We start from the raw sequence: 14,837 nt of genomic DNA on the forward strand, positions 1-14,837 counted from the left end.
GGGGGAGAGGGCTGGGGTGAGGGGGACCGGTCTAAAGTCCTCCACAAATCACCTCCCAAACCGCACAAACAAAAAAGCCCTGATCTCTCGATCAGGGCTTTTTCACATCAGCGCAAACTTACAGGCCGTTGGCCTTCTTGAACTCGCGACGACGACGGTGCAGTACCGGCTCGGTGTAGCCGTTCGGCTGTTTGGTGCCTTCGATCACCAGTTCGACCGCCGCCTGGAAGGCGATGTTGCTGTCGAAGTTCGGTGCCAGCGGACGGTACAGCGGGTCGTTGGCGTTCTGACGGTCAACCACTGGCGCCATGCGCTTGAGGCTTTCCATCACTTGCGCTTCGGTGACGATACCGTGGCGCAGCCAGTTGGCGATGTGCTGGCTGGAGATGCGCAGCGTTGCACGGTCTTCCATCAGGCCGACGTCATTGATGTCCGGCACCTTGGAGCAACCCACGCCCTGGTCGATCCAGCGCACCACGTAACCGAGAATGCCCTGGGCGTTGTTGTCCAGTTCGTTCTTGATCTGCTCCGGGGTCCAGCTCGGGTTGACCGCCAGCGGAATGGTCAGGATGTCGTCTACCGAAGCACGGGCACGCTTGGCCAGTTCGGCCTGACGGGCGAACACGTCGACCTTGTGGTAGTGCAGCGCGTGCAGCGCAGCGGCGGTCGGCGACGGTACCCAGGCGGTGTTGGCACCGGCCAGCGGGTGCGCGATTTTCTGTTCGAGCATCGCCGCCATCAGGTCGGGCATCGCCCACATGCCTTTACCGATTTGTGCACGACCTTGCAGGCCGGTGCTCAGACCGATATCGACGTTCCAGTTCTCGTAGGCGCCGATCCACTTCTCGGCCTTCATGTCGGCCTTGCGCACCATCGGGCCAGCTTCCATGGAGGTGTGGATTTCGTCGCCGGTACGGTCGAGGAAACCGGTGTTGATGAACACCACGCGCTCGCTGGCAGCCTTGATGCAGGCTTTGAGGTTGACCGTGGTGCGGCGCTCCTCGTCCATGATCCCGACTTTCAGGGTGTTGCGCTTGAGGCCCAGCACATCTTCGATGCGACCGAACAACTCGTTGGTGAACGCCGCTTCTTCCGGGCCGTGCATCTTCGGTTTGACGATGTAGACCGAGCCGGTGCGGGTGTTCTTGCGCGAGGTGTTGCCGTTGAGGTTGTGCATCGCCGCGAGGCACGTCACCAGACCGTCGAGAATGCCTTCCGGCACTTCATTGCCGTGTTTGTCGAGGATCGCGTCGATGGTCATCAGGTGACCGACGTTACGCACGAACAGCAGCGAGCGACCGTGCAGGGTCAGTTCACTGCCATCGACCTTGGTGTAGGTGCGATCCGGGTTCATGGTGCGGGTGAAAGTCTGGCCGCCCTTGGCGACTTCTTCGGACAGGTCGCCCTTCATCAGGCCGAGCCAGTTGCGGTAGATCACCACTTTGTCGTCGGCATCGACGGCAGCCACGGAGTCTTCGCAGTCCATGATGGTGGTCAGTGCCGCTTCCATCAGGATGTCTTTGACGCCGGCGGCATCGGTCTGGCCGACCGGGGTGCTGGCGTCGATCTGGATTTCGAAATGCAGGCCGTGGTTCTTCAGCAGGATCGCGACCGGCGCGTCTGCCGGGCCCTGGAAGCCGATCAGTTGAGCATCGTCACGCAGGCCGGTGTTGCTGCCGCCCTTGAGGGTGACCAGCAGTTTGCCGTCAACGATCTTGTAAGCCGTCGAATCGACGTGGGAGCCAGCGGCCAGGGGCGCCGCTTCGTCGAGGAACGCGCGGGCGAAGGCGATGACTTTGTCGCCACGCACCTTGTTGTAGCCTTTGCCTTTTTCCGCGCCACCGTCTTCGCTGATCGCGTCGGTGCCGTAAAGGGCGTCGTACAGCGAACCCCAGCGGGCGTTCGAGGCGTTGAGGGCGAAGCGGGCGTTCATCACCGGAACCACGAGTTGCGGGCCGGCGGTACGGGCGATTTCATCATCGACGTTTTGCGTCGTTGCCTGGAAATCAGCCGCTTCTGGCAGCAGATAACCGATTTCTTGCAGGAAGGCTTTGTAGGCCACGGCGTCGTGCGCCTGACCAGCACGCTCCTGATGCCAGGCATCAAGACGAGCCTGGAAGTCATCGCGTTTGGCGAGTAGGGCTTTGTTCTTCGGCGCCAGGTCATGAATGACCTTGTCGGCACCTTCCCAGAATTTTTCGGCGGTGAGGCCGGTACCGGGAATGGCTTCGTTGTTCACGAAGTCGAACAGGACTTTGGCGACCTGCAGGCCACCGACTTGAACGTGTTCAGTCATTGCTTGCCTCACTCTGCTCAGCTATTTCGCTTTTCAGCTCTTCAATTTTGACAATGAAGCCTCTGGCCATTTAAACCACAAACCTTCCGACCAGTACATGCCATTGCTGGCGGCTGGGCTGGGACCAATCAACGGCTTGGGGGCCTTGCTGACGGGGCTTTCAGGGTTGCGAACGTGCCTTGGGCAGACATCGATCCAGCGTTATGTAGTGCGCGCCGAGGCATACTACATGATGCGTTGCGCTTGTGAAAATCAGACTAATAACGTCGTTCTGCGACCTCATGACGCATTGCGGTCACGTCGCGGAACGGGATGTTCTCAAAAAACCATCGGATTGTTCCAGCTAAATATAAAAAGTTGTACACATAAATCCTTTCTGCCTGCTATGGCATTCCCCTGCGGTGCACACTCTGTGGCGAGGGGATTTATCCCGGATGGGTGGCGAAGCCGCCCCCTGCGCGCTGACAGGTAGACCGAGCTGACAGGGTTTACGGCTGCTGCGCAACCGATCGGGGATAAATCCCCTCGCCACAGGTTGCATCCAAAACCAAGACACAGGTTTGCTGCCTGGGCTGAATCAAACCCTTGCCTATACTTGCCTTTCTATAACAAAAGTCATGACAAGAGGGCGGCGCCATGGACCATCTCGTACTCACTGTGTTTGCTCCGGACAAGCCGGGGCAGGTCGAGCGCATCGCCCAATGCATCGCCGAGCACGGCGGCAACTGGCTGGAAAGCCGCATGTCACGGATGGCCGGGCAGTTCGCCGGGATTCTGCGGGTGGGCGTACCGGCGGAGGCTTACGACGAATTAGTCGATTCCCTACAAGCGCTGTCGGCACAGGGCATTCGCGTGCTGATCGCGGAGAGTGGTATCGAGCAGTCCTGCACCTGGAAACCGATTGCCATGGAACTGGTGGGCAATGACCGCCCGGGCATCGTGCGCGACATCACCCGTTTGCTCAGCGAGCAGGGGGTGAACCTCGAACGGCTGGTGACCGAAGTGCGGCCGGCGCCGATGAGCAGCGAGCCGCTGTTCCACGCCGAAGCGATTCTGGCGGTGCCGCTGACCTTGTCGCTGGATGTGCTGCAATCGCGTCTGGAAACCCTGGCCGATGATCTGATGGTCGAACTGGTGTTACGCACAGAAGTTTAATCGCTGCCCGGGTTATCCAGTTTTTACATGCACCTGCCTGTGGATAACCTGTAGAGACCGGGCGCAACGCCACGTCGGCCGTGGCTTGCAGCATGCTGATCAAAAAACCGCCAGCATTCAGTGACTTGCGCACAAACGGCGGGGATCACGCTGTGGATAACCTTGGGAAGGAACGTTGCAGGCCACGAGAACCGTGGCCTGCGAAGCTTTGTGCGTTTTTTGATCAGCTGCGCCGGCGCAAACTGATCACTGCATCGACGCTGTAAACGGCCAGACCAGCCCAGATGAAGATGAACGCGATCAGCGTGCTCGACGACAAATGCTCACCAAACAGCAGCACCGCCTGCAGCAGCACCAGGGTTGGCGCGGTGTACTGGAGGAAACCGATGGTGGTGTAGGGCAGATGACGGGTGGCAGCATTGAAACACACCAGCGGGATGAGCGTCACCGGCCCCGCCGCGACCAGCCACCAGGCTTGCGAGGTGGTCCAAAACTCGGGTTGGGCGCTGGTGGCGGTCTGGTTGAACAGAAGCCAGGCCACGGCAATTGGCACCAGCATCCAGGTTTCCACCACCAGCCCCGGCAAGGCCTTGACCGGCGCCTGTTTGCGGATCAAACCGTAAAAGCCGAAGGTCAGTGCCAGCACCAGCGACACCCACGGCAGACTGCCGACCTGCCACACCTGCTGCGCCACGCCGACGGCGGCCAGCCCCACCGCGATCCACTGCATGCGCCGCAGGCGTTCGCCGAGAATCAGCATCCCCAACAGCACGTTGACCAGCGGGTTGATGTAGTAACCGAGGCTGGCTTCGAGCATGCGCCCGTTGTTCACCGACCACACATAGGTCAGCCAGTTGGCCGCAATCAAGGTGCCGCTCAGGGCCAGAATCGCCAGACGCTTGGGGTTGTCGAGCAACTCGCGCAACCAGCCCGGATGCTTCCACACCATCAGCAACAGCGCACCGAACAGTGCCGACCACAACACGCGGTGAATGATGATCTCGACAGCGGGGACTTCGGCGATGGCTTTGAAGTAGATCGGGAACAGGCCCCAGATGATGTAGGCACTCAGGCCCAGAATGTACCCGCGACGCGGGTTGGCGGCTTGCATGCAGAATCCTTGCTTAGGCAGCTGACAAAGCAGGGATTGTAAGGAGATTTGTTGGCAAATGAGTTTTGAATTTGTGAACACTGGCCAAATGTGGGAGCGGGCTTGCTCGCGAATGCGGTGTATCAGCAGCAGAATAATTGCCTGACACACCGCCTTCGGGAGCAAGCCCCCTCCCACAATGGTTTGTGGTGAATCAGAAAAGTTTCAGTGGTTCTTCGTTCAGTGCCGACAGCTGCTCACGCAACGCCAGCACCTGATCGCCCCAATACCGTTCGGTACCAAACCAAGGAAAGCTGTGCGGGAACGCCGGGTCATCCCAACGCCGTGCCAGCCAGGCGCTGTAGTGCATCAGGCGCAGGGCGCGCAGCGGTTCGATCAGCGCCAGTTCACGGGGATCGAAGTCGTGGAATTCGTTGTAGCCGTCCATCAGTTCCGACAGTTGCCCGAGGCATTCCTGACGGTCGCCGGCGAGCATCATCCAGATGTCCTGCACGGCCGGGCCCATGCGGCAGTCGTCGAGGTCGACGATGTGGAACATTTCATCGCGGCACATCATGTTCCCGGGGTGACAGTCGCCGTGCATGCGGATGTTCTGGTGCGGCGTGGCGGCGTAGACGTCTTCGACCCGCTTGAGCAGGTCGCGGGCGACGGACTCGTAGGCCGGCAGCAGGCTCTTGGGGATGAAGTTGCCTTCAAGCAACGTCGCCAGCGAGGCATAGCCGAAGTTCTGCACGCCCAGTGCTTCACGGTGTTCGAACGGTTTGGTCGCGCCGACCGCATGAATCCGCCCGAGCAACTGGCCGAGGCGATACAACTGATCGAGATTGCCCGGCTCCGGCGCACGCCCGCCGCGACGCGGAAACAGGGTGAAGCGGAAACCGGCGTGTTCGTGCAGGGTCTGGCCGTTGTGGATCAGCGGCGCCACCACCGGGATTTCGACGTCGGCCAGTTCGAAGGTGAACTGGTGTTCTTCGAGGATGGCTTCGTTGGTCCAGCGCTGCGGACGGTAGAACTTGGCGATCAGCGGTTCGGAGTCTTCGATGCCGACCTGATAGACGCGGTTCTCGTAGCTGTTGAGCGCCAGAATGCGCGCATCACTGAGAAACCCGATGCTTTCGACGGCATCGAGTACGAGATCGGGTGTGAGGGTTTCAAACGGGTGGGCCATGCTGACTCCTGCGCGCAGCAGGCTGCCGCGTCCGGCCCAGCATGGTAGCGCAGACTGTGGGAGTTGAGGGTTTTGCCTTGAATAGTGGGCTGCCTGGAAGGGCCTCTTCGGGAGCAAGCCCCCTCCCACAGTGGATATCCGGTGTGCCGACCATCTCATGCACTCAGCCGATCCAATGTGGGAGCGGGCTTGCTCGCGAAAGCGATTTATCAGGCGCCGACGATCCCGCCATCCTCACGGGTAATCGCCATCACCGAAGACCGTGGCTTGCCATTCGGCAGATGCTCGGGGAAGGTCGAACCACCGTTCTCGCCCGGATGCTGAATCCCGACAAACAGGGTTTTCTGGTCCGGCGAGAAGCTGATCCCGGTGACTTCGCAACCTATCGGCCCGACCATGAAGCGGCGAATCTCGCCGGTCTTCGGGTCGGCACAGAGCATCTGGTTGTTGCCCATCCCGGCAAAGTCCCCAGCGTTGCTCGAGTCGCCGTCAGTCAGAATCCACAAGCGCCCGGCCTTGTCGAAGCCCAAACCGTCCGGGCTGTTGAACATGTTCTGCGGGGTGATGTTCGACGAACCGCCCTTCGGCGTACCGGCGTGTACACCCGGGTTGCCGGCGACCACAAACAGGTCCCAGGCGAAGGTTTTCGCCGCATGATCGTCGCGGTCGGTGCGCCAGCGCAGGATCTGTCCGTAGACGTTCTTCGCGCGCGGGTTCGGCCCGCCCACCGGCTGCCCGTCTTCGCCGCGCTTGGCGTTGTTGGTCAGGGTGCAATAAACCTGGCCGTCCTTCGGGCTGACCACGATCCATTCCGGGCGGTCCATGCGCGTGGCGCCGACCACACTGGCGGCGAGGCGGGCGTGGATCAGCACTTCGGCCTGATCGGCGAAACCGCTGCTGGCGTCGATGCCGTTCTTGCCGTGGGTCAGTTCGATCCACTGGCCCTGGCCTTTCGGGTGATCCGGGTTGCCGTCGCCGGCGTCGAACCTGGCCACATACAGCGTGCCGTGGTCGAGGAGGTCGCGGTTGGCTTTCGCATTGCGATGGTTGATGCGGTCGCGGCTGACGAACTTGTAGATGAACTCGCCACGCTCGTCGTCGCCCATGTACACCACGGCGCGACCGTCATCGGTCTCGGCCAGTGCGGCGTTTTCATGCTTGAAGCGGCCGAGGGCGGTGCGCTTGACCGGGGTCGATTGCGGATCGAACGGATCGATCTCGACCACCCAGCCGTGACGGTTGAGTTCGTTGGGGTTCTTGGCCATGTCGAAGCGCGGGTCGAACGGGTGCCAGTTGATCTCGCGGCTGGCGGCCGACACGCCGTAGCGCTTTTGCGCCGGGTCGAACTGCTGCTGGGCGTTGCTGCTGCCAAAGCAATCGGTGAAGTTTTCTTCGCAGGTCAGATAGGTGCCCCACGGTGTCTTGCCGTTGGCGCAGTTCTGGAAGGTGCCGAGGACTCTCTTGCCGTGCTTGTCGGCGGCCGTCTTCATCAGCTCGTGACCAGCCGCCGGGCCGCTGATGCGCAGCGGCGAGTTGCCGTGGATGCGGCGGTTGTAGCGCGAGCCCTGGACGAACTGCCATTGGCCGTTCCTGCGCTGCACTTCGATCACCGACACGCCTTCACAGGCCAGCGCCTTGCGCACGTCTTCGGCCGATTGCGGCATGCCGCCGTGCGGGTAGAGGTAGCGATAATTGGTGTATTCGTTGTTGATCGCCATCAACGCACGGTTTCGGTCGTCGGGGAATTCGAACAGGCTCATGCCGTCGTTGTTGTCGCCGAACTGCACTTCCTGGGCGGCGGCGGTGCCATTGCCGCTCGGATCGAACGCCGGGCCGTTCTTGTGCAGCGGCTGACCCCAACTGATCAGCACAGAGGACTTGTAGCCCTTGGGCAGGCTGATGACATCGGTGGTCGCGGCGGGAATGCTCTCGAAACCGAGCAGGCGGCTGTTGCCGGCGCTGATGCCGGTGGCCAGCGCGCTGCGGCTCAGCAGGTTGCCGCCGAGGAACATGGCGGCGCCGCACAGCGCACCGGCGCTGATGAAACCGCGACGGCTGAGGCCGACCATCTTTTCCAGATCTGTGGATTGGTTTTCTTCTAATAGGCTCACATCAGGCTCCCTGCTTGGTTTTGGCAGCCACCTTAATGAGCGTCGATTACGCTTTCGTTGCAGCGCCTTATTACAGCGGCGTGCCGATCAGCACATTGGACGGCGAGAACTGCACCTGCACCGGTTGCTCGACACTCAGCCCGCGGGTGCGAAGCTGCAGCGGCTCCGCCAGAGCGCAGAGCGTCTGGCCGTTGGGCAGGGCGATGCGCACTTCGCTGGGGCCGTCTTCGGCATCGAGAATGGCTTCGATAGTGCCGCTCAGAAGATTGTGTCCAGATGTTGCAACTTGCTCCGGGGGCAGTAGTTCAAGCCAGCCAGCCTTGATCAAGGCCACCACTTCGGTGCCCGGTTGCAGTTCCAGGTGCACGGTGCTGTCGTGGGTGATCTGCGCGTTGATCCACAGGCCTTCGGCCAGTTCGAGGCGAATTAGGTCGTTGCGGCCCTGACCCTCGATAGCCACGACTTTGCCGTGCAACTGGTTGCGCGCGCTGGTTCTGAGCATCAATCGCCCAAGCAGATCCAGATCGCTGGCGTCCTCAGCGGCCTCCAGCACCTGCGCCTGTAAAGCTTGCAGCTTTTGGTACAGACGCAACACCCGTTCGCCTTCGCTGGACAATCTGGCACCGCCGCCGCCCTTGCCGCCGACCGCACGTTCCACCAGCGGTTTCTGCGCCAGGTTGTTCAGCTCATCAATCGCATCCCACGCCGCTTTGTAACTCAGCCCGGCGCTTTTTGCGGCGCGGGTGATCGAGCCCTGTTCGGCAATGTGTTGCAGCAGGGCGATGCGCTGCGGACGGCGGACGATGTGCTGGGAGAGCAGGGTGGGCAGGGACATGGATGGGTGCTTTTTCACGGTGGCGGTGGGAAGTGAAGTTGGCGGCTTGGAGCGCGAGAGTCAAGCCGCACGCTGTCCTCCCTGTGGGAGCGGGCTTGCTCGCGAAGGCGGTGGGTCAGTCGCCAAAGATGCTGAATGTGCAGGCCCCTTCGCGAGCAAGCCCGCTCCCACAATGGGATTGTGCTGACTTTCAGTTCCCCGGTTTTGGCGTGCGCGCCAGGCAATACACGTCAACTCGCGCCGCCCCTGCATCCCGCAGCAGTCGCGCCAGTGCCTGGGCCGTGGCGCCGGTGGTCAGCACATCATCAATCAACGCGAAGTGCCGACCTTTCACCTTTGCGTCAGGGGCCAGAGCGAAGGCGTGACGCAAATTGCGCTTGCGCGCCTTAGCGTCGAGATCCTGTTGGGCGCTGGTGTCGTGGATCCGCCGTAGAGCATGTTCCTCAAAAGGCAGATCCAGCTGTTGGCTCAACCATCGGCCCAGCATCGCCGCTTGATTGAACCCGCGTTGACGCAGACGTTTGCTCGCCAGTGGCACCGGCAACAACACATCGGGCCGCGGCAAACCTTCATCGAAGCGATGTTGCAGGTATTGTCCGGCAACGTCGGCGAGCAGGTGACCAAACGGCCATTTCGCGTTGTGTTTAAAGCGCGTAATCAGACTGTCCACCGGGAAGTCATAGCGCCACGGCACCACCACCTGTTCGAACGCCGGCGGCTCTAGCCGGCATCCGCCGCAGGTCAGGCCAGCGCTGGGCAGCGGCAAGGCGCAGGTCTGGCAATGGTCGCCGAGCCAGGGCAGATCGGTTTCGCAGGCGACGCAGATTGGCACTTCTGCTTCTGCGGGTTCATCGCACAACAAACAGCTTTGTACGTTTTTTAAACAGATGTAAACCTGTGCTTCGTCTCGTGGTTGACAGCGCATGACTCTTCCTTAAATATGCCGAACATCCGTGTCGCGCCTGTGGGTATTCCGTTCCCGCAGCCGCCAGCCAAGCATAACCAAGGAACTGCCCATGAGCGCCAGCACCTCTGCCACCCTGCGTCACGACTGGTCTTTAGCCGAAGTCAAAGCGCTCTTCGTACAGCCATTCAACGACTTGCTGTTCCAGGCGCAGACGGTGCACCGTGCACATTTCAACGCCAATCGCGTGCAGGTTTCCACGCTGCTGTCGATCAAGACCGGTGCCTGCCCGGAAGACTGCAAGTACTGCCCACAGTCCGGTCACTACAACACCGGCCTGGAAAAAGAAAAGCTGATGGAAGTGCAGAAAGTCCTCGAAGAGGCTGCCCGCGCCAAAGCCATCGGCTCGACCCGTTTCTGCATGGGCGCGGCGTGGAAGCACCCGTCGGCCAAAGACATGCCGTATGTGCTGAAGATGGTTGAAGGCGTGAAAGCCATGGGTCTGGAAACCTGCATGACTCTCGGTCGTCTCGATCAGGAACAGACCGAGGCGCTGGCCAAGGCTGGTCTCGATTACTACAACCACAACCTCGACACCTCGCCGGAGTTCTACGGCAGCATCATCACCACCCGTACTTACAGCGAGCGCCTGCAAACCCTGGCTTATGTGCGTGAGTCGGGGATGAAGATCTGCTCCGGCGGCATTCTCGGCATGGGCGAGTCGCTGGACGACCGCGCCAACCTGCTGATCCAGTTGGCCAACCTGCCGGAGCATCCGGAGTCGGTGCCGATCAACATGCTGGTGAAGGTCGCCGGCACGCCGCTGGAAAACGCCGATGACGTCGATCCGTTCGACTTCATCCGCATGCTCGCCGTGGCGCGCATCCTCATGCCGCAATCCCACGTACGCCTGTCCGCCGGCCGCGAAGCGATGAACGAGCAGATGCAGGCGTTGGCGTTCTTCGCCGGTGCCAACTCGATTTTCTACGGCGACAAACTGCTGACCACCGCCAACCCGCAGGCCGACAAGGACATGCAACTGTTCGCGCGTCTGGGCATTCAACCGGAAGCGCGCGAAGAGCATGCCGATGAAGTGCATCAGGCCGCGATCGAGCAGGCGCTGGTGGAGCAGAAGAGCAGCGAGCAGTTCTATAACGCGGCGGTCTAAACCTGCGCGGATTTCTCTGAAGGAATGCAAAACCCCTGTGGGAGCGGGCTTGCTCGCGAAAGCGTCAGTGCAGTCGACATTACCGTTGAATGTCAGACCGCCTTCGCGAGCAAGCCCGCTCCCACAGGGAATCTGTGTCACTTGAAAGTCGAGGCCTGCATGTCTTTCGATCTCGCCGCACGCCTTGCTGCCCGCCGTGCCGAAAATCTCTACCGCCAGCGTCCGTTGCTCGAGTCCCCGCAAGGGCCTGAAGTGGTGGTCGACGGCCAGCCGTTGCTGGCGTTCTGTAACAACGACTACCTCGGACTGGCCAATCACCCGCAGGTGATCGAAGCCTGGCGCGCCGGTGCCGAGCGCTGGGGCGTCGGTGGTGGCGCGTCGCATCTGGTGATCGGCCACAGCGGCCCGCATCACGCACTGGAAGAAGCACTGGCTGACCTCACCGGCCGGCCGCGTGCGTTGCTGTTTACCACCGGCTACATGGCCAATCTCGGCGCGGTCACGGCACTGGTCGGGCAGGGCGATACGGTGCTGGAAGATCGCCTCAATCACGCCTCGTTGCTGGATGCCGGTCTGTTGTCCGGCGCGCGTTTCAATCGTTATCTGCACAACGACGCCGACAGCCTGGCCAAGCGCCTGGAGAAAGCCACCGGCAACACGCTGGTGGTCACCGACGGCGTGTTCAGCATGGACGGCGATCTCGCCGATCTGCCAGCGCTGGCGCGCGAGGCCAAGGCCAAAGGCGCGTGGCTGATGGTTGATGATGCCCATGGCTTCGGCCCGCTCGGTGCCAATGGCGGCGGGATCGTCGAGCATTTCGGCTTGAGTCAGGACGATGTGCCGGTGCTGGTTGGCACCCTCGGCAAGGCGTTCGGCACCGCCGGTGCTTTCGTCGCCGGCAGCGAAGAGCTGATCGAAAGCCTGATCCAGTTCGCCCGGCCCTACATCTACACCACCAGCCAGCCACCGGCGTTAGCCTGTGCGACGCTGAAAAGTCTGGAATTACTGCGCAGCGAGCATTGGCGGCGTGAGCACCTTAACCTGCTGATCCGCCAATTTCGTCGAGGGGCCGAGCAGATCGGTCTGCAACTGATGGACAGTTTCACCCCGATCCAGCCGATCCTGATCGGCGACGCCGGTCGAGCCGTGCGCCTGTCGCAGCTGCTGCGCGAACGCGGCTTGATGGTCACGGCAATCCGTCCGCCTACCGTCCCGGCAGGAAGTGCACGCCTGCGCGTGACCCTGACCGCCGCTCACAGCGAGGCGCAGGTGCAGCTATTGTTAGAAGGACTGGCCGATTGCTTTGCCCAACTGCCGCCGGAGCCAAGCCATGCGTGATCGCCTGATTCTGCTGCCCGGCTGGGGCCTCGGTGTTTCGCCACTGGAGCCTCTGGCCGCGGCGTTGCAGGGGCTCGACGAGCATCTGCATGTCGAGATCGAGCCGTTGCCGGAGCTCGATTCCAGCGACCTGCAGGACTGGCTCGACGAATTCGATGAATGTATTCCTCAAGACGTGTGGCTGGGCGGTTGGTCGCTGGGCGGCATGCTTGCCTCTGAACTGGCAGCACGTCGCGGCGAGCGTTGCTGCGGTCTGCTGACGCTGGCGAGCAATCCTTCATTTGTCGCCCATGAGCGTTGGCCGAGTGCGATGCCGGGCGAGACGTTCGATGCATTTCTCGCCAGCTGCCAGACCGACCCGCGGATGACCCTAAAACGGTTCTCGTTGTTGTGTGCTCAGGGCGCGCAGGACCCGCGCGGCATGTCGCGGCTGCTGCTGGGTGGCGCGCCGGCCACTTCGCCGCAAGCGTTGATGGCCGGGCTTGAACTGCTGGCGCAGATCGACACGCGCGAAGCGTTGCAGGCGTTTCGCGGCCCGCAGTTGCACTTGTTCGCCGGTCAGGACGGCCTGGTGCCGGCAGAAGCGGCGGGGGCGTTGTTCGCCCTGTTGCCGGATATCGAAATTGGTCTGATCGAACAGGCCAGTCATGCGTTTCTTCTGGAAGACCCCCATGGCGTGGCGGGTGCGATCCAGGCTTTTCTACACGAGTGCGGTGATGACTGATTTGTCTCTTGTTGCGCTGCCTGGCGGCTTGCCTGACAAGCGCCAGGTCGCGGCCTCTTTCTCCCGTGCGGCGGCCAGCTACGACAGCGTTGCCGAGTTGCAGCGCGACGTCGGTTCACAGTTGCTCGCGCGCTTGCCAGCGGGTTTTGTGCCGGCACGCTGGCTGGATCTGGGCTGCGGCACCGGCTATTTCACTCGCGCATTGGCCGAGCGATATGTCGAAGGTCAGGGGCTGGCGCTGGATATCGCCGAGGGCATGCTCAATCACGCACGACCATTGGGCGGCGCGCAGCATTTCATCGCCGGTGATGCGGAGCGCCTGCCGTTGCAGGATTCGACGTGTGAGCTGATTTTTTCCAGCCTCGCGGTGCAGTGGTGTGCGGACTTCGAATCGGTGCTCAGTGAGGCTTTTCGCGTACTGAAACCCGGTGGGATTTTTGCGTTTGCTAGTCTTTGTGAAGGGACGTTGTACGAGTTACGGGACAGTTGGCGGCAGGTCGATGGTCTGGTGCACGTCAACCGCTTCCGCGAATTCGCCCGGTATGAGCAGTTGTGTGCCGAAAGTGGCTTGCGTACGGTGAGTCTGCAGAATCAGGCGCATGTGTTGCACTACCCGGATGTGCGCAGCCTGACTCACGAACTCAAGGCACTCGGCGCGCACAATCTGAACCCCGGTCGGCCGGGTGGCTTGACCGGACGCGCGCGGATTCTCGGCCTGGTCGAGGCTTACGAGCAGTTCCGTCAGGCACAGGGATTGCCGGCGACTTACCAGGTGGTCTACGCCGTGTTGGAGAAACCCTTATGAGCGCAGCCTATTTCATCACCGGGACTGACACCGATGTCGGCAAGACCACCGTGGCTGCCGGGTTGCTGCATGCTGCGCGCTCGGCAGGGCTGAGTACGGCGGCGGGGAAACCGGTTGCCTCGGGCTGCGAGGTAACGCCCAAGGGTTTGCGCAATGCCGATGCGCTGGCGTTGCTCGCCGAGTGTTCGGTGCCGCTGACTTATCAACAGGTCAATCCGGTGGCATTCGAGCCGGCCATCGCGCCGCATCTGGCAGCGCGTGAGGCCGGCGTCGCGCTGACCGTGCAATCGTTGCTGGCGCCGATGCGCGAAATTCTGGCGCTGAATGCCGATTTCACCTTGATCGAAGGGGCGGGTGGCTGGCGGGTGCCGTTGGCCGATCAGGACAATCTGTCGGATCTGGCCATCGCGTTGAAGCTGCCGGTGATTCTGGTGGTGGGTGTGCGCCTGGGCTGCATCAGTCATGCCTTGCTGACGGCCGAGGCGATTGCCCGCGATGGCCTGCAGCTGGCCGGTTGGGTGGCCAATATCATCGATCCGAAAACCTCGCGTCTGGAAGAGAATCTGGCGACGCTGGCCGAGCGGATTCCCGCGCCGTGTCTGGGGCGGGTACCGAAACTGAAGTCGCTTAGCGCCGAGGCGGTAGCTGATCATCTGCAACTCGATCTGCTCGATTAATGTTTTTGGCTATGACAAGGCACTGTGCCATCATTATTTTTGACGGGTGTTTTTCTGGCGCCTCTGCTTCAATGGCAACCATTGATCCTTCCCAAGGATGAGAACTCCCATGGAAATCTCCGGTAACACAGCTTTTTATGCGGGTTTGAGCACGATTCAGACCGGTCAGAACCGTGTCGATCAGGCGGCCAGCCAGATCGCCAACAACACCATCGAGCGCTCGGTCACCAGCCAGTCTTCCGAGGCGCAGGTCGATCGTCTGCGCGGTATCGACCGCAGTCAGCAAATGGATCCGGGCAGCGCCATGGCCGAAATGGCCCAGGGCAAGTTTCAGGTAGAGCTGGGCACCAAGGTCGCCAAGGCTTCCGATGAAATGCTCGGTACGATCATCGATACGTTTGCCTGACTTTTCGCGCCTCCTGCCTGCCGAACGCCGCGTCTTGTCGCGGCGTTTTTCGTTGTAAGTCCTTCTCCCTCAACTAATCTTTTTTCATTGCCCGTGACGCTTTGCAGTTCATGGCGGTTTGCCGTGTCCGGCATTTGAA

Annotated in this window: 13 protein-coding genes; 7 read left to right on the plus strand and 6 right to left on the minus strand. The window is 61.5% G+C overall.

Translation table 11 applies throughout. The annotated features are described in order from the left end of the window. Window positions 1-118 precede the first annotated feature (118 nt). Entirely contained in the window at window positions 119-2,296 is a 2,178-nt protein-coding gene (locus ACM6I7_RS06840) for a malate synthase G (RefSeq protein ID WP_414888210.1), read from the minus strand. Window positions 2,297-2,932: 636 nt separating this feature from the next. Between ACM6I7_RS06840 and ACM6I7_RS06845 the strand changes: the two genes are divergently transcribed. Further along, window positions 2,933-3,451, plus strand: a complete 519-nt coding sequence (locus tag ACM6I7_RS06845; RefSeq protein ID WP_123469342.1) for a glycine cleavage system protein R — start codon at window positions 2,933-2,935, stop codon at window positions 3,449-3,451. Between the two features lie 223 nt (window positions 3,452-3,674). Here ACM6I7_RS06845 and rarD read toward each other — a convergent pair whose 3' ends face one another. From rarD to ACM6I7_RS06870, 5 genes are all read right to left on the minus strand, one after another. Next, a complete protein-coding gene (gene rarD / locus ACM6I7_RS06850) occupies window positions 3,675-4,562 on the minus strand; it encodes an EamA family transporter RarD (protein WP_095137447.1) in 888 nt (295 codons plus the stop codon). Between the two features lie 193 nt (window positions 4,563-4,755). Continuing rightward, entirely contained in the window at window positions 4,756-5,730 is a 975-nt protein-coding gene (locus tag ACM6I7_RS06855; RefSeq protein WP_115988752.1) for a serine/threonine protein kinase, read from the minus strand. Between the two features lie 209 nt (window positions 5,731-5,939). Continuing rightward, a complete protein-coding gene (locus tag ACM6I7_RS06860) occupies window positions 5,940-7,841 on the minus strand; it encodes a PhoX family protein (RefSeq protein WP_414888211.1) in 1,902 nt (633 codons plus the stop codon). A gap of 70 nt (window positions 7,842-7,911) precedes the next feature. After that, window positions 7,912-8,676, minus strand: coding sequence for a TOBE domain-containing protein (locus ACM6I7_RS06865; RefSeq protein WP_097089095.1), 765 nt, complete (start codon window positions 8,674-8,676; stop codon window positions 7,912-7,914). A 190-nt stretch (window positions 8,677-8,866) separates the two neighbouring features. After that, window positions 8,867-9,601, minus strand: a complete 735-nt coding sequence (locus ACM6I7_RS06870) for a ComF family protein (protein WP_414888212.1) — start codon at window positions 9,599-9,601, stop codon at window positions 8,867-8,869. A 91-nt stretch (window positions 9,602-9,692) separates the two neighbouring features. On the opposite strand from ACM6I7_RS06870, the gene bioB reads away from it, so the two are divergent. From bioB to ACM6I7_RS06900, 6 genes are all read left to right on the plus strand, one after another. Then, the gene (gene bioB / locus ACM6I7_RS06875; protein ID WP_027610689.1) at window positions 9,693-10,748 is read left to right on the plus strand and encodes a biotin synthase BioB; all 1,056 of its coding nucleotides are present in this window, start codon (window positions 9,693-9,695) and stop codon (window positions 10,746-10,748) included. A gap of 159 nt (window positions 10,749-10,907) precedes the next feature. Then, window positions 10,908-12,086, plus strand: a complete 1,179-nt coding sequence (gene bioF, locus ACM6I7_RS06880) for an 8-amino-7-oxononanoate synthase (RefSeq protein ID WP_414888213.1) — start codon at window positions 10,908-10,910, stop codon at window positions 12,084-12,086. Further along, window positions 12,079-12,810 carry an alpha/beta fold hydrolase gene (locus ACM6I7_RS06885; protein ID WP_414888214.1) on the plus strand — a complete coding sequence of 244 codons (732 nt, stop codon included), beginning with the start codon at window positions 12,079-12,081 and terminating at the stop codon, window positions 12,808-12,810. Before bioF ends, ACM6I7_RS06885 begins: the two co-directional genes overlap by 8 nt. Further along, entirely contained in the window at window positions 12,803-13,615 is an 813-nt protein-coding gene (bioC, locus tag ACM6I7_RS06890) for a malonyl-ACP O-methyltransferase BioC (protein WP_414888215.1), read from the plus strand. Before ACM6I7_RS06885 ends, bioC begins: the two co-directional genes overlap by 8 nt. Then, window positions 13,612-14,292: a dethiobiotin synthase gene (gene bioD, locus ACM6I7_RS06895; RefSeq protein ID WP_098965936.1), complete on the plus strand. Its 681-nt coding sequence runs from the start codon at window positions 13,612-13,614 to the stop codon at window positions 14,290-14,292. The genes bioC and bioD overlap by 4 nt, the downstream gene beginning before the upstream one ends. A 109-nt stretch (window positions 14,293-14,401) precedes the next feature. Continuing rightward, window positions 14,402-14,698 carry a hypothetical protein gene (locus ACM6I7_RS06900; protein ID WP_003228898.1) on the plus strand — a complete coding sequence of 99 codons (297 nt, stop codon included), beginning with the start codon at window positions 14,402-14,404 and terminating at the stop codon, window positions 14,696-14,698. The last annotated feature ends 139 nt before the right edge of the window (window positions 14,699-14,837 follow it).

The sequence above is a fragment of the Pseudomonas sp. IT-93MI4 genome (genome assembly GCF_949767635.1).
Taxonomy (GTDB): domain Bacteria; phylum Pseudomonadota; class Gammaproteobacteria; order Pseudomonadales; family Pseudomonadaceae; genus Aquipseudomonas; species Aquipseudomonas putida_A.

Coding starts and splice junctions, on each gene's coding strand:
- ACM6I7_RS06840 (WP_414888210.1), bottom strand. CDS start 2,296: ATGACTGAACACGTTCAAGTCGGTGGCCTGCAGGTCGCCAAAGTCCTG.
- ACM6I7_RS06845 (WP_123469342.1), top strand. CDS start 2,933: ATGGACCATCTCGTACTCACTGTGTTTGCTCCGGACAAGCCGGGGCAG.
- rarD (WP_095137447.1), bottom strand. CDS start 4,562: ATGCAAGCCGCCAACCCGCGTCGCGGGTACATTCTGGGCCTGAGTGCC.
- ACM6I7_RS06855 (WP_115988752.1), bottom strand. CDS start 5,730: ATGGCCCACCCGTTTGAAACCCTCACACCCGATCTCGTACTCGATGCC.
- ACM6I7_RS06865 (WP_097089095.1), bottom strand. CDS start 8,676: ATGTCCCTGCCCACCCTGCTCTCCCAGCACATCGTCCGCCGTCCGCAG.
- ACM6I7_RS06870 (WP_414888212.1), bottom strand. CDS start 9,601: ATGCGCTGTCAACCACGAGACGAAGCACAGGTTTACATCTGTTTAAAA.
- bioB (WP_027610689.1), top strand. CDS start 9,693: ATGAGCGCCAGCACCTCTGCCACCCTGCGTCACGACTGGTCTTTAGCC.
- bioF (WP_414888213.1), top strand. CDS start 10,908: ATGTCTTTCGATCTCGCCGCACGCCTTGCTGCCCGCCGTGCCGAAAAT.
- ACM6I7_RS06885 (WP_414888214.1), top strand. CDS start 12,079: ATGCGTGATCGCCTGATTCTGCTGCCCGGCTGGGGCCTCGGTGTTTCG.
- bioC (WP_414888215.1), top strand. CDS start 12,803: ATGACTGATTTGTCTCTTGTTGCGCTGCCTGGCGGCTTGCCTGACAAG.
- bioD (WP_098965936.1), top strand. CDS start 13,612: ATGAGCGCAGCCTATTTCATCACCGGGACTGACACCGATGTCGGCAAG.
- ACM6I7_RS06900 (WP_003228898.1), top strand. CDS start 14,402: ATGGAAATCTCCGGTAACACAGCTTTTTATGCGGGTTTGAGCACGATT.